The 15302-nt window shown below is 41.5% G+C and carries 12 protein-coding genes; 10 read left to right on the top strand and 2 right to left on the bottom strand.

Features of this window, described 5'->3' with window-relative positions; genetic code table 11:
- Nucleotides 1-201: 201 nt before the first annotated feature.
- Complete coding sequence (locus KW850_RS22365) at nt 202-2325, top strand: glycoside hydrolase family 3 protein (protein ID WP_218349964.1); 2124 nt, start codon at nt 202-204, stop codon at nt 2323-2325.
- Between the two features lie 89 nt (nt 2326-2414).
- Here the strand turns inward: KW850_RS22365 and KW850_RS22360 are convergent, their stop codons facing one another.
- Nucleotides 2415-3788 (bottom strand): dipeptidase, encoded by a 1374-nt coding sequence (locus tag KW850_RS22360; RefSeq protein WP_218349963.1) that lies wholly within the window; start codon nt 3786-3788, stop codon nt 2415-2417.
- A 112-nt stretch (nt 3789-3900) separates the two neighbouring features.
- Here KW850_RS22360 and KW850_RS22355 point away from each other — a divergent pair, with 112 nt between their 5' ends.
- The 5 genes from KW850_RS22355 (at nt 3901) to KW850_RS22335 (ending at nt 8109) form a co-directional block, all read left to right on the top strand.
- A complete protein-coding gene (locus KW850_RS22355) occupies nt 3901-5082 on the top strand; it encodes a HEAT repeat domain-containing protein (protein ID WP_256358383.1) in 1182 nt (393 codons plus the stop codon).
- A 13-nt stretch (nt 5083-5095) separates the two neighbouring features.
- Nucleotides 5096-6082 carry a Gfo/Idh/MocA family protein gene (locus KW850_RS22350; protein WP_218349962.1) on the top strand — a complete coding sequence of 329 codons (987 nt, stop codon included), beginning with the start codon at nt 5096-5098 and terminating at the stop codon, nt 6080-6082.
- Between the two features lie 167 nt (nt 6083-6249).
- A complete protein-coding gene (locus KW850_RS22345) occupies nt 6250-6420 on the top strand; it encodes a hypothetical protein (protein WP_218349961.1) in 171 nt (56 codons plus the stop codon).
- Nucleotides 6421-6623: 203 nt separating this feature from the next.
- Nucleotides 6624-6929 (top strand): hypothetical protein, encoded by a 306-nt coding sequence (locus KW850_RS22340; RefSeq protein ID WP_218349960.1) that lies wholly within the window; start codon nt 6624-6626, stop codon nt 6927-6929.
- A 484-nt stretch (nt 6930-7413) separates the two neighbouring features.
- Entirely contained in the window at nt 7414-8109 is a 696-nt protein-coding gene (locus tag KW850_RS22335; RefSeq protein WP_218349959.1) for a YoaK family protein, read from the top strand.
- A 67-nt stretch (nt 8110-8176) separates the two neighbouring features.
- Here the strand turns inward: KW850_RS22335 and KW850_RS22330 are convergent, their stop codons facing one another.
- Entirely contained in the window at nt 8177-8434 is a 258-nt protein-coding gene (locus KW850_RS22330) for an HPr family phosphocarrier protein (RefSeq protein ID WP_218349958.1), read from the bottom strand.
- A gap of 602 nt (nt 8435-9036) precedes the next feature.
- Here KW850_RS22330 and KW850_RS22325 point away from each other — a divergent pair.
- From KW850_RS22325 to KW850_RS22310, 4 genes are all read left to right on the top strand, one after another.
- The gene (locus tag KW850_RS22325) at nt 9037-9384 is read left to right on the top strand and encodes a heterocycloanthracin/sonorensin family bacteriocin (RefSeq protein WP_308128837.1); all 348 of its coding nucleotides are present in this window, start codon (nt 9037-9039) and stop codon (nt 9382-9384) included.
- A 175-nt stretch (nt 9385-9559) separates the two neighbouring features.
- On the top strand, nt 9560-11524 hold the full coding sequence (locus KW850_RS22320) for a putative thiazole-containing bacteriocin maturation protein (RefSeq protein WP_218349956.1): 1965 nt from the start codon (nt 9560-9562) through the stop codon (nt 11522-11524).
- Nucleotides 11521-13467 (top strand): TOMM precursor leader peptide-binding protein, encoded by a 1947-nt coding sequence (locus KW850_RS22315; protein WP_218349955.1) that lies wholly within the window; start codon nt 11521-11523, stop codon nt 13465-13467. Before KW850_RS22320 ends, KW850_RS22315 begins: the two co-directional genes overlap by 4 nt.
- Before the next feature lie 23 nt (nt 13468-13490).
- Complete coding sequence (locus KW850_RS22310) at nt 13491-15068, top strand: SagB family peptide dehydrogenase (RefSeq protein ID WP_218349954.1); 1578 nt, start codon at nt 13491-13493, stop codon at nt 15066-15068.
- Nucleotides 15069-15302: the final 234 nt, after the last annotated feature.

Below are 15302 nucleotides of genomic sequence, written 5' to 3'. Positions count from 1 at the left end.
GACGAGAAGGCTCCCCGGACCGCCCGCGCCTGGACCGGAAATCAACAGGCAAGTGTAACAGAGCCTAATTTTAAAAAAATTTAAGCCTATATCTCAATTTTGTACAAAAGTTAGCAATATTGGGTGTGAAAACGTTTTTAAATTGCTAAGATAAAACTGTATTAATTATTGATGGGACAAACAAGTTTAGGAGGCATTAAATTGGATGTTAACCATAAACAACCGAATTTAGAAGTTAGAGTTAAGAACATTATTGAAATTGATGGATTAAAATTTAAAGATTTGAATAATAGCGGGAAACTAGAACCATATAAGGATTGGCGTTTAAGTCCGCAGGAACGTGCGGAGAACCTTGTCTCATTGATGAATATCGATGAAAAGGTCGGTATGATGCTTATTAATACTCGTCAGATGGGTCTTTCCCAAAAAGATAAGAGTAAGACAAGCTATGATGGTGTGTTAGATGAAGGGATTGTTGAAAAGGGCGAAACGATTTTTGCATTGGCAAAAGTATATGGCACAACACATACGATTGAAAACATGCATTTACGCCACTTCATTCTACGAGACAATTGGAGTCCGGCTCAAATGGCAGAGTGGGTCAATACCATGAATGAAGTATGCGAGGGAACACGTCTTGGTATTCCTTGCTTAATAGCATCTAACTCAAGAAACGAAAATACAGAATTTATCTTTGGTATGAATGACGCAGCCGGAATTTTTTCGACTTGGCCTGGAACATTAGGACTTGCAGCAGCAGCTAAAGGAGAAATAAAAAACGGCGGTGATGCCTCTCTTATTAGCCAATTTGCTGAAATAGCACATGATGAGTGGGATGCAGTGGGAATAAGAAAGGGTTATATGTATATGGCTGATACGGCTACTGATCCTCGATGGCAGCGGACGTATGGTACATTTGGTGAAGACCCAGAATTTATTTCTGATGCAATCGGCCGGATCATTGACGGATTCCAAGGTGAGACCGTCGGAAAACATAGTATTGCGATGACAACAAAACACTTCCCTGGCGGCGGTGCAAGGGAAAATGGATTCGATCCACATTATGCAGAAGGAAAGTGGAACTTATACCCAACTCCAGGCAGCTTAGAAAAATATCACCTGCCACCGTTTCAGGCTGCAGTAGACCATGGCACTTCATCGATTATGCCATATTATTCTATCCCGAGTATCAAAAATAGCGTGGTTCAAGAATTTGAAGGGGAAGACATTCCTTTCGAAGAGGTTGGCTTTACCTTTAATCATTATTTCTTAAATCATATCCTTAGAGAAAAGCTAGGGTTCAAGGGCTATGTAAATAGTGACAGCGGCATAACAAGTAAAATGTGCTGGGGAGTTGAAGACAAGAGCGAGGCTGAACGTTTTGCAAAGGCAATTAACGCAGGTACAGATCTTGTTGCTGATACCAATGATATTGAAAACCTTAAAAAAGCCATTGAAAATGGATGGGTCAGTGAAAAGCGTATTAATGAAGCCAATGTACGGCTCCTTACTGAAATGTTTGCTTTAGGACTTTTTGATGATCGCACTTATGTTTCACCAGAACACGCTACTTCAGTGGTTAGTAATCAAGCTAACTGGGATGCTGCTTATGAAGCTCATAAAAAATCGGTAACCGTTCTTAAAAATTCTAACCAGACTTTACCATTAACAGCTGATAAACTTGGTAATCAAAAGGTTTATGTAGAAGTGTTCCATAAGGAACCAGAGCGGGCAGCTTCTTATACAGAAAAGGCAAGACAGGAATGTCAAGAGCTTGGTCAATTTACTTTGACAGATAACCATGAAGAAGCTGACTTCGCTATTCTCTTCTTAAGTCCCAAATCTGGAGCTTATTTCAATGCAACCCCAGGACTGTTAGAACTTGAAATCTGCGAAGATAAAACAGAAACGGCTTTGGATGGGTCTACCTATCAAGAAACTACTTTAAGTGGAATGGCCCATCTAAAGGAAGTGGCGGACAATATTCATGTCCGTGGTGGAAAAGTAATTATGAGTGTGAATGTCATTTTGCCATGGATCCTTGGAAATGTTGAACCTTTGGCGGACGTCTTAATCGCTGGTTACGATACCTACTATAAGGCACAGTTTGAGGTAATGGCAGGCAATAGCCGTCCAGTAGGTGTATTACCGATGACATTGCCAGCGAGTGAAGCAGTCATTGCGGTCGATGAACATGGTGAGTGTGTTTCGAGAAATGATGTACCGGGCTATGACAAGGACAAATATATGCCTGAAGGATTGGAATATGCATATAAAGATAGCGATGGTAATATCTATAAACTTGGTCATGGACTAACCTATTAATCACAGATTAGCATAATTAGCAAAAACTCTCCGATATGAACTGCGGAAGAGTTTTTGCACTAAAACAGTTAAGTTAAAACCCATATTTACTAGAGCGCTGGCTCCAACTCATACCAATAATAACAAATCGTTTCCATTCCTTTATCAAAATTCTCTAAATGAAAATGTTCATTCGGCGCATGGAAATTTTCATCTGGCAGACCAAATCCCATTAACACAACAGGCGTGCCTAAAATCTGGTCAAATGTGGCCACGATTGGGATTGAGCCGCCTCCACGTGTAAACGAAGTAGGAACTTTGTACACCTTTTCATAAGCACGTCCTGCTGCTTGAATGGCTGGATGATCAAACGGTGTCACAAATGGGGCCCCTTTATCAAAAAGTGAAACATTTACTGTAACGCCTCGTGGTGTATGGGATTGAATATGTTTTTGCAAAAGATCGACAATTTCATCAGGATCTTGATCGGGTACGAGACGGCAGGTAATTTTGGCATGTGCTTCTGAAGGAAGGACGGTTTTAATGCCATCCCCTTGGAATCCGCCAAAAATGCCATTCACTTCAAGTGTCGGACGAACCCAGGTTCTTTCTAAAGTCGTAAAGCCTTCCTCGCCAAACATTTCAGGAACTCCTAACTGTTCAATAAATGACTGGTCGGTAATTCCAAGAGATTCAAATGCAGCTTTTTCAGCTGGAGTTAACTCTGCAACTTTATTATAAAAACCATCGACGGTAATTTGCCCTTTTTCATTGTGGAACGAATTCACGATTTCTACTAAGGCATGGATCGGGTTTTGAATGGTTCCACCGTATAACCCTGAATGGAGATCTCCTTTAGGTCCTTTGACATCAATTTGAATGCCGCAAAGGCCTCTAAGACCATAAACAATCGTAGGCTTCCCTCGCTCCATCATGCTAGTATCGGAAATTACGATCACATCGGATGACAATAATTCCTGATTTTCCTCAACAAATAGCGGCAAATTAGGGCTGCCAATTTCTTCTTCCCCTTCAATCAGGAATTTAACATTAATCGGAAGTGTACCCGTTGTCTCAAGAATGGCCTCCAGTGCTTTAAAATGCATAAACGCCTGACCTTTGTCATCGCTAGCGCCACGTGCATAGAGTTTCTCATCACGAATTTCGGCCTCAAACGGCGGACTGTCCCATAAATGAAGCGGGTCAACAGGCTGCACATCATAATGGGCATAAATAAGGACTGTTGGTTTACCTTCCGCCTTTATCCATTCTCCATAAACAACAGGATGGCCCTTTGTTGCGTGCACCCTAACATTTTCCATCCCAATCTCTTGGAGCGCTGAGGCGACCCAATTGGCTGCTTTCTGAACATCGTCCTTATGTTCGGGGAGAGAACTAATACTTGGAATTGCCAAAAACTCCTTTAATTCTGATAAGTGCTTTTCTCTATTTTCCGAAAGGTATGTAATAATTGCTTGATCCATTAAAAAACCTCCTTGAAAAATTAATCACTCTACCTAATTCTTCGAGTTTAGAAATATTTCCTGCTTTTAGTTAAAATCACATTTGATTATAGTATTGGAGATGGCAGAAAAAATGAAATATAATGAAATGGAAAACAAAAAAGTAGACTTAAGGACTGATATGATGACCTTTTTAGAAAAAATAAAACCTCATATAATCAGTAATGATGTGTTAATTCAAGAAACAGTGCTTCATTCATTACACGATTATCCAAATGTTCCAGAAGAATGGACGACAGAATTATTGAAAGAAGCATTTGCTAACAAGGAGAAGCAATCCTCGATTCTTATTTACATAGAAAACATGAAGTTCAATGAAGGGGCCGTAAAGCTTTTACTTGAAAATATTCGTAAGATGGACAAGTCCAAGCAGCATTTAGCAGTAAATTTACTAGAGCGTGTTGAACCCAAACTTGCCTTAAAATATAAAGAGCAAATGCAGAGATTTATTAGTAAGGAAAATTGGTCATTATATGAACTAATCGTTAATGGGACGGAAGAAGAGGTTTACTCAGAATTTTCTAAAACCGTTTTAGCCATTGAACAGGCCAAAACTTTTCAGCATTCTCGATACATAAATGCAAAAAAACTAGCCGCATGCATCGTTCAAAATGGCTGGATTACAGAAAATGGAATTGATCGGACTCTTCAAGAGGAATTAAAGGAAGATTGGTTATCAATTCATGGAATTCTGACGATTTATATGCTCGGATTAATGAATTTGAAAAAGTATATCCCAATCATAGCCAGTTTGTTAGTCCGTGATGATGATATCTTGTTAGAAGAGGTAGCAAACGCGTTAATTCGTTTTCAATCGGATGAGGTTGTCGAAGCAGTTGGCCCTTATTTAAAGCAAACGGATTCGATTATTTTTGCTTGTTCAGTAGTCGAAAATATTAAAACAGACCGTGCTGTTCAGGTTCTAAGAGAGGCCTATCAAAAATCAGATGAACTTGAAGATCAAGATATGCTGATCGAAGCACTCTGTCATCAGCTGTCTAAAGAAGCATTACCCGAAATTAGCAGCCATATGGAAAAAGAATCTTTTTCATGTCTAGTAGATATTGAACAGACAGTTTATAGTTATTATTCCATTTTAGGTGAGGAACACCCTGAACTAGAAAACTGGAAACAGGCAGCACTAGGAGGGGGTATGGACTACAGTAATGAAAATATTTCAAACAGTAATATAGGGCGAAATGATCCATGTTATTGTGGAAGCGGCAAAAAATATAAAAAATGCTGTGGCAAATAAGGAGATTAGTGCAATGACATTTGATAAAGTTCGGTGGGGAATCATCGGTTGCGGTGACGTAACGGAAGTGAAAAGCGGTCCGGCATTCCAAAAAATCAAAAACTCAGAATTGGTAGCTGTTATGAGAAGAACAGGGGAACTTGCCAAGGACTATGCAAAACGGCATGCTGTCCCGAAATGGTATGATAATGCAGATGATTTGATTAATGATCCTGAGGTAAATGCTGTCTATATTGCTACACCACCAGGCTCGCATAAAGAATACACTATCAAGGCAGCAAAGGCTGGTAAACCTGTATATGTAGAAAAGCCAATGGCACGCAATTTCAATGAATGTCAAGAAATGATAGCTGCATGTGAGACGGCAGGGGTAGGACTATATGCTGCATACTACCGCAGAGCACAAGCACGATTTTTAAAAGTGAAAGAGTTGTTGGATAATAGGGCGATTGGAAAGGTTCGCTTTGTATCGTCAACTCAATATCAAAAAGCTTCGGGAGATGTGTTGGATCCCCTAAACCTCCCTTGGCGTGTTCAGCCCGAATTGGCCGGTGGAGGATTATTTTTTGATTTAGCCAGTCATACCCTTGATCTTTTAGATTTTTTACTGGGACCGATAACGTCTGTTCAGGGGTTTGCTTCCAATCAAGCCAGCTATTATCGTGCTGAAGATATTGTAACAGGGACTTATCGATATGAATCTGGCATTCATGGCGTGGGAAATTGGTGTTTTACTGCTTTTGAAGACGTCGATGTCAATGAAATCGTGGGGAGCAGAGGGAAAATTACTTTTTCTACTTTCGGAAACGAGCCCATCATGTTAACCACTGCGAGCGGAACGGAACAATGGAGTTTCGAACGACCACAGCACGTCCATCAACCTCTTGTCGAAACGATTGTAGCGGACCTAACAACTGGCAGCTTTCAGTGCCCTAGCACTGGAGTGACTGGCGCCAGAACGAACTGGGTCATGGGAGAAATGGTGAAGAATTATTATTAAAATTAAGTTACGGATAAGGACATTCAATCGGTGTGTCTTATTTCTGTATTTCCATTATGCTATAAACAGTGTTGGGCCCCTTGGTGCCTGACACTTTTTTATGTAAATTCAGTGTTTTTCAGTTATGTAAGCGCATACATTGATAGTAGACACTGGAGGTGATGTTGATGATTTATCCATACGGAAATGATTATATCAAATACCTCAACGATGAAGGTTCATCTGGAATCACATATGAACAATGGAAATTTAAGAAAAATAAACGGTACACAGACACATGCAGACAATGCGGGCATGGGAAAGAACGCTTTCTACCTTGCCCAAAGTGTAATTATTAAGCGCCTTTAGGCGTTTTTTCTTTTTTCGAATATTTATCGATCAATTGGTGTATCTAAACTAATTAATGTGTTCTATAATTTGGTTAATAAAAGGTAAAAGGAGTATTAAAAAGGAACAGGGTAGGAAAGTAGTAATAGTTGCTTTAAGATCTGAAAAAAATAGGTTGGAACCAAGCATTTTAAGAAAGAAGGGAATTACCAGGATGGAACATACAATCGAGAAATTACATAAGTTACATGCTTCTGTACAAAAATTGGAGGCTGTTTTACAAGAGGTTTGGAGTTTAGTGGATGAAATTCATGAGGATGATCAGTTCACAGACCTTTTAAATCGTGCCAAAAAATATCAAACAAAGAAACAAAAGACTGATCAGAGTATTGAGGAACTGATTGTCAGACTAGATGAATTTGAACAAGGTATGGAGGAAATTCCGGAAGATGGGACGGCTGCAGTTGATTTTGAAGATGCCATCGCAGATCTTATCGAATGGATGAGGAACAATCAATAAGTATCGCTAATGAAACTGGGGACTAGCTTTTGAGGTTAGCCCTTTTTTAATTGAATTCATGTAAAATTCATATTCGCTGATAGAATGAACAAATTCGCTGATTAAAATATGAAATTCGCTGATAGAATTTGCAATCTCTCCGATTGAACAAGCAAATTCTGATCAATTCAGCTATTCGCCCATTGAATGCGAAAATTCGCTCATTAAATACAAGAATTCGCCCATTTAATATTAAAAATCGCCCATAAAATGCATAAATCCGCTCGTAAAAATCTAAAACAGCAAAAATGCCACCTCTATAAAACGTTTTCAACAAATTATTTTCTTTTTTTGTCAAAAATGCGTTAGCAAATTCATTGAAAACCATGATATTTTTAGAAAATCAAGAAGTTTATTCAGATTTAAATGGCTATCCTTTATAGTTTTCTCGTGCCCTCAAGGAAATACTATTCAGGTTAGTAAATAGGAACAAGGAGATCGCACAATGAAAGATAAAATCCCCTCGTTATCGTCCAACTCGTTTTATTTGGGTATTTTGTTAGCGGTGGTTGGAGGGTTTTTAGATGCCTATACGTTTATCAGCAGGGACGGGGTTTTTGCTAATGCCCAAACAGGGAATTTGGTTTTGCTCGCTGTAAAAGCAGCTAACAGTGAATGGCAAGGTGCATTACTTTATATCCCGCCGATTATAGCCTTTATTATAGGTGTTTTGGTTTCAGAAATCGTAAAAATCCCTCGAATTCGATTAGTCTTGCATAGTTATAGAAGGTCCATTCTTATTTTAGAATGCCTAGTATTAGTCATTGTTGGTCTATTGCCAAAAACTATTCCAAACATTGTGGTCACAGTTTGTATCGCATTTGTATCCTCATTACAAATTTCCACTTTCAATAAACTCGACAAGTGGGCTTACAATTCAACGATGACAACGGGAAATTTGCGAACGGCCACACAAGCTGCATATTTAGCCTTAAAAGAAGACAATGATGAAGCAAAAAAACAATTCAAAGAATTTTTTGTTATCATTCTTTCATTTTTGTTTGGAGCGTTGACAGGGACATTTTCCACCACCTATATAGGGAACACCTCTATTTGGATTGCTTCGGGAATCTTAGTGGTAGCACTTATTTTGTATCATCGGGATCGTGGATATGTAAGTAAATCCTTAATGTATAAATAGTCTTCATGTAGTTTAAAAGGGCTGGAACCCACAGTGGATCCAGCCTTTACTTTTTTACGAAACACTACTATTCTAGCGTCTCCAACGTTTGAATGACCTCTCTTAATGCTTCTTTTTCATCGTCCCCGGAAACTTCTAAGATAATTTCTGCTTGTTTAGGGATAGCTAGTGATAAAACGCCGAGTACCGATTTTACATTAACTTTTCGTCCTTTGTAAGTAAGGAAGATATCTGCCTTAAATCGAGACGCGTTTTGAACTAATTGATTAACCGGTTGAGCATATAATCCTGCATTTCTGTTAATTGTTACTGTTTGTTGTATCATGATTTTCCTCCCTGGAATTTCTTTTGTTGCATTTGAAATAATGCACTTTTCTTATGTATGAAACTAGGTCATAAAAGATGCTCTGTTTGATTCAATATAGGCCATTTTGTGTGGTAGTCCTCCTGACAAGAGGAGAGAAAATAGATGATGCCAGTGCAGACCTAATGGAATGTATGAGGAATAATCGGTAAACAAGCAAAAATGGATATAAATTTACTGTTTAAGTCAGGGACTAACAAGATTGGTTAGTCCCTTTTTCTATGGATTCCTAAATTAACTTAAACTCTAATTCGCTAATAGAATTCGAAAATCTGCTGATGGAGCTAGAATATCCGCTGATAGATACTTGTCCGCTTCCTTATTGAGTACACTCTAGCACTTTAGTTTAAATCTAGTATTGTAAGCATTTTAGGCAAAACCTTATGGATTTCCAATAAAAATAGGCTTTTGAATCAGTAGCAATACCCACCCATTTTTCATATTTTGATGGGGAGAGTACTTGAAGTATTGGTGGATCCACCTGTTACACATTATTTTTAAGATTATTTTTGTTCCCCTTTTCATGTGCCGGCACAAATTGATGAATTTAAATAGATGGAGGTATGAAAATGAATCCTTTACAAAATGAACTCCAAATGTTGAATATTGGCGACTTCCAAGCGAGCCAAGCAGTTCCTTTAGACCTAAACCAGTACTACATTGACCAGTCTCGACAATTCGGTGGTATGGGCGGTTTTGGTGGTATTGGTGGTGTTGGTGGTGTTGGTGGTATTGGTGGTATTGGCCGCTGTTTTAGTTGTTTTAGTTGCTTTAGCTGTTTTAACTGCTTTAACTGCTTTAACTGCTTTAGTTGTTTCCGTTGCTCTAGTTGCTTTAGGTGTTCTAATTGCTCTCATTGCTCTAATTGTGGCGGCGGCCATCGATGCGGTGGACATCGGTGCGGCGGTTAATCGTTCGATTTTTCTAATGTAAAACTGATTGTTAAGGAGAAGAGACCGTCCCTGCATGAGTTTTTGTAGGGGCTCTTCTCTATTAGCTTAGACATAAGGGACAAATTGCTGTACATAGAATTATAGTGAAGTGATGTTACAGAATGGAGTAAAGCTACGGCTAAGGAGGAGCGAAATGACAAGTTTGAACCCTTCTATGCGTCTGAAAGTGAAAAGGGACACGTTTTTTCTCCCCGATTCAAACAATGGTGTGTATTTTCGGAACAATATAAGCTCGTTCCGTATGGAAGGCAGTACGATCGATCAGTGGGTTGAAAAGCTGATACCGATGTTCAACGGGGAGTACACTTTAGGGAATTTGACAGAGGGATTACCGGGCCCATACAGGGATCGGGTGTATGAAATTGCAGAAGTGCTGTTTCGGAATGGGTTTGTCCGAGATGTAAGTCAAGACGATGCGCATCAATTGGAGGATCAAGTTCTTAAAAGACATGCTTCTCAAATAGAATTTGTGGACAGTTTTGTCGATTCGGGGGCATACCGTTTCCAAACCTATCGTCAGGCCAAAGTATTGGCAGTTGGCTCTGGTCCTTTTTTTGTTTCGTTGGTTTCTTCGTTGCTTGAATCCGGACTGCCCAAGTTCAAACTACTAATCACCGACACGGTACCGACTAATAGACGGCGGTTGATGGAACTTATAGCACATGCCTATAAGTCAGACCCTGAAGTGGCAGTAGAGGAAGTCAACCTAAAGGAGGACGGGGTAAGTTTTTGGCGGGAGAGTGTGCAGCCGTTTGATTCGATTTTGTATGTATCACAGGAGGGCAATCTGGAGGAACTGCGACTTCTTCATACGGTTTGTAGGGAAGAAAAGAAGGCTTTCCTCCCTGCTATTTGCTTACAGCAGGTGGGAATAGCGGGTCCGTTAGTACATCCAGATTCTGAGGCGTGCTGGGAGTCTGCGTGGCGCCGCTTGCACCAATCTGTGCTAATCAAAGAGCAGAAATTACCTGCTTTCTCTTCCACAGCTAGAGCAATGTTGGCCAATGTAATCGTATTTGAATTATTTAAAGAGGTTACAGGAGTAACCGAACAGGAACAAAAGAATCAATTCTTCCTGCTTGATCTAGATACATTAGAAGGAAACTGGCATTCGTTCTTGCCTCATCCACAGGTGACCAGACGAATATCGAATAAATGGGTTGAAGATTTCTCTAGAAGGCTTGAACAGGGATTAAGCAGTAGTGATCCTAGTAAATTACTTCTTTACTTCTATCAGTTGACTTCAAAGGAGTCAGGGATTTTCCATATTTGGGAGGAGGAGGATTTAAAGCAGCTGCCATTAGCTCAGTGTCGTGTTCAAGCAGTCGACCCGTTGTCGGAGGGACCGGCAGAGCTGTTAAATGAAATTGTTTGTTCAGGTCTAACACATGATGAGGCACGAAGGGAAGCCGGTCTTGCCGGAATCGAAGCCTATGTGTCACGAATAGTCGGTTTGCACCATCCGAATCTAAATCTACATCAGGAAGTTGAGGGTAGAATGCTAGAATTGCAGGAATTTGTTGGGGTTGGAGCAGGGGAAACATTCGCAGAAGGTGTTTGCCGTGGGTTGCAAAAGTGTTTGGTCGAAGAGCTGAACATTCAACAGCATGATCAGAGGGTACCTGTATCTCGGGTGCGATTGAGTGCTGTAGAAGATGAACGTTGCCGGTTTTATTTGCAGGCGCTAAATACGATACAGGGACCACCTGCTATCTGTTTAGGAGAGGAAGTGTCCGGTTTCCCTGTGGTATGGCTCGGTACGAGTGACGGATGGTATCGCAGTGTAGATTTGAATATTACATGGGCATTACGGAAGGCGTTACAACAAGCTCTTATCAAAGTCCAAAACCCAAAAGCTAGCTTCACAGCGATAGCGTTTGATGGATCTTCCTTGCTTCTGGAAGAAGAGGTGCCGGAAGACCTTGTAATCCCTGCATGTGAAGAGAGGATACAATCCGAGAACTTGCAGACCGCTATGGAAGTCTTGAAACGAAATCATATGCGGCTTTCGGTGTTCGAACAAGAAATGGAACCATTTTTGAAAGAAGGATTGGCAGGGGTGTTTGGTGTGTTGCTTCGAGAGGAGGAATCTAGGTGAGCGCTGTCGTGTTGGTTGTTGGAGAAGGGGTTGTGGCGGACAGTGTGTGCGAAGAACTGTTTGCCCATTACCATGTAGTTCGCCAGACCGAATTCGAGGCAGTTGTACCGAAAAAAACTGATTTGGCGCTGGTGCTACAGGATGTTTGGAATCCTTCTTTTCATCAAAAGGCAGAAGATCTGTTTCGACGAACAGACACGCCTTGGCTGAGAGGCTTCGTTTCATTTGGAGAAGGTGTAATAGGGCCACTAGTTCGGCGAGGGAAATCGGGTTGTACTCAGTGTGCGGACATGAGACGTCTCATGGCAGGACGAGATCGTAAAGAGATGTGGGATATGCAGCAGAGGCTGAAGGAGTTCAGAGGAATGCAGCATGAAGGATGGGCATCGAATACAGGACTCTTGCAGCTGGGACAACAGCTTAGTGCGGAGGTACGGCGAATTTTGCAAGGTACTCATGCTCTTTCGGAAGGTCAGGTATGTTTAATCAATTTGAAAACGTTAAAGAGTTCATGGCATTCCTTTCTGCCTGTCCCGTTGTGTCCGGTTTGCAGCCATTTACCAGACGATTCGGAGGAAGATGCGCGAATTTCATTGCAGCCAAGCCCAAAAATCAGCCCCGGCAGTTACCGCTGCCGTTCGGTGAATGATCTGAATAAAGTTTTAGCTAAAGACTATCTAGATTATCGAACTGGCCTTTTGAATGGTAAAATGGTTGACCTCGTGCCGCCATTTGCCGATGTCAGTGTTAATTTGCCTTTGTTCGAGGGGGATGAGGGAACAGCCGGCCGGACAAATTCATATGAGGTAAGTGAGTTGACTGCCATTTTAGAAGGACTGGAGCGGTATTGCGGTCTAGAGCCACGCGGTAAACGTACAGTAGTCTTTGATAGTTTCCGCAATTTGAAAAATAAAGCACTCAATCCGATTAAAGTAGGTGTCCACGCCAAGAAACAGTATGAGCAGCCTGGTTTCCCTTTTCAACCGTTTCATCCTGAACGACCAATGAATTGGGTATGGGGTTATTCATTTTTGGAAGAGCGTCCGATTCTTGTACCAGAGTTGCTTGCTTATTACAGCTTGGGCTGCGGCCAGCGTGGTTTTGTCTATGAAACTTCCAACGGATGCGCGTTAGGCGGAAGTTTAGAGGAAGCTATTTTTTACGGAATTATGGAAGTGGTGGAGCGTGATTCATTTCTGATGACTTGGTACGCACAACTGAACCTGCCGCGTCTTGACCCTTCTTCGGCTGACGACGAAGATTTGCAGTTGATGATCGAACGTATGAGGGCGGTCGCGGGATATGATCTGTATTTGTATAACTCGACGATGGAGCACGGAATTCCAAGTATTTGTGCGATTGCGAAAAACAGGAAGCAAAAGGGATTGAATCTCATTCTTGCGGCTGGAGCACATCTCGACCCGGTAAGGGCGGTTAAGAGTGCGGTTCATGAGTTGGCTGGCATGATGCTGACCCTTGACGAGAAATTGGAAGGGAACAAGGAGGAGTATAGCCGAATGCTGCAAGATTCATCTCTGGTGCAGCAGATGGAAGATCATGGCATGCTATACGGTTTGCCGCAAGCGGAAGAGCGCCTGGATTTTTTACTTAAAGATAATCGTCCATTGCGAACATTTGCAGAGGAATTCAAGTGGAAGTCGACACACACAGACCTTACTGATGATCTGCTAGACATTCTTCAAGTTTTTCGCCAAATAAATCTTGATGTGATTGTGGTAGACCAAACGGCACCAGAATTGAAACGGAACGGACTTTATTGCGTGAAGGTGCTGATTCCGGGGATGCTGCCGATGACATTCGGACAACATCTTTCCCGTTTAACGGGGCTGGATCGGGTGCTCCGGGTACCGATGGAACTCGGATATTCAAATCTACCGCTGACACTTGAAAAACTAAACCCACATCCGCATCCGTTTCCATAAGCGGCTACTAGGAGGCAAGGAGGATGAGTCTAGAGGAATTTTTGCATAATCTACATTTTGATATTGATAAGGCAAGCGTGCCTAACTGGGAAGTAGATTGGGAAGATGCGCCACTTCCATATAAGCTTTACCGTGGCTTGCCAGCAGTACCATTTTCTCTAGAAGTACCGCTGACACTTGAGGGGAAAGAACCGCCCGCTGAGCCTGATCTTTGCAAAGTTGGTCATTTTCTCTGGTATGTATATGGCATTGCTCAAGTTAGCCAGTCAGTGTTTCCCTTTGATTCCTCAGATAAAACGTCGAATCTAGTACAGTCTTATCGGCGGTTCGCTCCTTCCGGCGGGGCATTATATCCAAACGAATTATATGTTTATCTTAAGATAGAGGATTTGCCTGTTGGGATGTACCATTATGATGTAGCTCATCACCGCTTGGTATTGCTACGAGAAGGAAATTTCGATTCATATATAGCCCGTGCTCTTGATAATCGCTGTGACGTGTCTGCCTGTTTTGGTACTGTATTTGTGTCGACCATGTTTTGGAAGAATTTCTTTAAATACAATAACTTTTCTTACCGTCTGCAAGGGTTGGATGCCGGCGTGGTGATTGGACAGTTACTGGAAGTAGCAAAACGATTTGGCTTTGCATCGGGGGTGTACTTCCAGTTTCTTGATCGGGCCATTAACCATCTTGTAGGGCTTTCCGAACAGGAAGAGAGTGTTTATGCGGTTATCCCGCTTTCGGTAGAGCCTACAATCTGGTCTTCTTATGGGAGTGAAATAGACAGTGTTGTCTATGCCACTGAATTGTGTAGAGAGTTAACTGCTATTCAGCCCCATCACTATGTACGGTCAAAGAGGGTCAAAGAGTATCCGATGTTAACAAAGTTGAATGAAGCGTCCATGCTTGATTCAACGAAAGAGTTTAGTCTAATCGCGGCGAAAGAGAGTTTTAATTGTGACAGTCAAGCGGAAGCTCTGCCCCTCGTGAACCGGTTGTCATATGATCTGGCAGCGATTTGCCGAAAGCGTTTTTCACCAGATATGGATTTTGTTTTGAAAAAGGTAAGTCAGCATCAACTGGCCACGCTATTGCAGGAGGCAACGTCATCCTTCTCGTATCGGAATGATTTGGATAGAACATATCGGAAGAACGAGCCTCGAGTTTCAATATATGGATGTTTGTATAATGTTGAAGGTATTCCAAATGGTGCCTATCATTATGACAGCACTGCTCATGCGTTACGAGAGGTACATCTTGGAGATCATCGACTCCAGTTGCAATCCGGAATGTCTCTAGATAATGTAAATTTGCTCCAAGTACCGCTTTGCCTGCATGTGGCGGGAGACAGGGAACCATTCAGTACAGCATTGGGTTACAGAGGATACCGCATCCAACAAATGGAGGCAGGTATGCTCGTGCAACGATTACTGTTAGCGGCGACAGCGCTCGGAATGGGGGGGCACCCACTCCTCGGGTTTGATGCGAATTTGAGTGATCAGATTTACAAGATGGATCCACAAGGAAGAACCAGTCTAATCCAAATTCCGATTGGTCCCTATCGACATCGTCCTTGGTTGAAGGGAAGCTTGCATAGTTAGGCAGGTTTATTAGACGGGACCCCGGTCTACTTTTTTTATATAATTAAGATTGAAATGATAAAGTTTTATGATGCTTCTATGAGAGTTTTACAAACGTTTTGACTCTAACCTAATTAATTCTTTAGAAGATAAAGCCCTATGTATGGAAGAAGAGTGTTTTGGAACTCTAGTTTATTTCTAAATAGAAAAAGACAAACGAGACGGCAGCAGCCGTCTCGTTCAATTTTCCATGTT

It is taken from the genome of Bacillus sp. sid0103, from assembly GCF_019219025.1.
Note: the sequence above shows the minus strand (reverse complement) of the source record. Positions and strands in the feature narration are given on the sequence as shown.

Excerpts from the sequence above, each read along its gene's own strand:
- KW850_RS22340 (WP_218349960.1), top strand. The coding sequence starts at position 6,624 with ATGGAACATACAATCGAGAAATTACATAAGTTACATGCTTCTGTACAA.
- KW850_RS22325 (WP_308128837.1), top strand. The coding sequence starts at position 9,037 with ATGAAAATGAATCCTTTACAAAATGAACTCCAAATGTTGAATATTGGC.
- KW850_RS22320 (WP_218349956.1), top strand. The coding sequence starts at position 9,560 with ATGACAAGTTTGAACCCTTCTATGCGTCTGAAAGTGAAAAGGGACACG.
- KW850_RS22330 (WP_218349958.1), bottom strand. The coding sequence starts at position 8,434 with ATGATACAACAAACAGTAACAATTAACAGAAATGCAGGATTATATGCT.
- KW850_RS22345 (WP_218349961.1), top strand. The coding sequence starts at position 6,250 with ATGATTTATCCATACGGAAATGATTATATCAAATACCTCAACGATGAA.
- KW850_RS22350 (WP_218349962.1), top strand. The coding sequence starts at position 5,096 with ATGACATTTGATAAAGTTCGGTGGGGAATCATCGGTTGCGGTGACGTA.
- KW850_RS22335 (WP_218349959.1), top strand. The coding sequence starts at position 7,414 with ATGAAAGATAAAATCCCCTCGTTATCGTCCAACTCGTTTTATTTGGGT.
- KW850_RS22360 (WP_218349963.1), bottom strand. The coding sequence starts at position 3,788 with ATGGATCAAGCAATTATTACATACCTTTCGGAAAATAGAGAAAAGCAC.
- KW850_RS22355 (WP_256358383.1), top strand. The coding sequence starts at position 3,901 with ATGAAATATAATGAAATGGAAAACAAAAAAGTAGACTTAAGGACTGAT.
- KW850_RS22310 (WP_218349954.1), top strand. The coding sequence starts at position 13,491 with ATGAGTCTAGAGGAATTTTTGCATAATCTACATTTTGATATTGATAAG.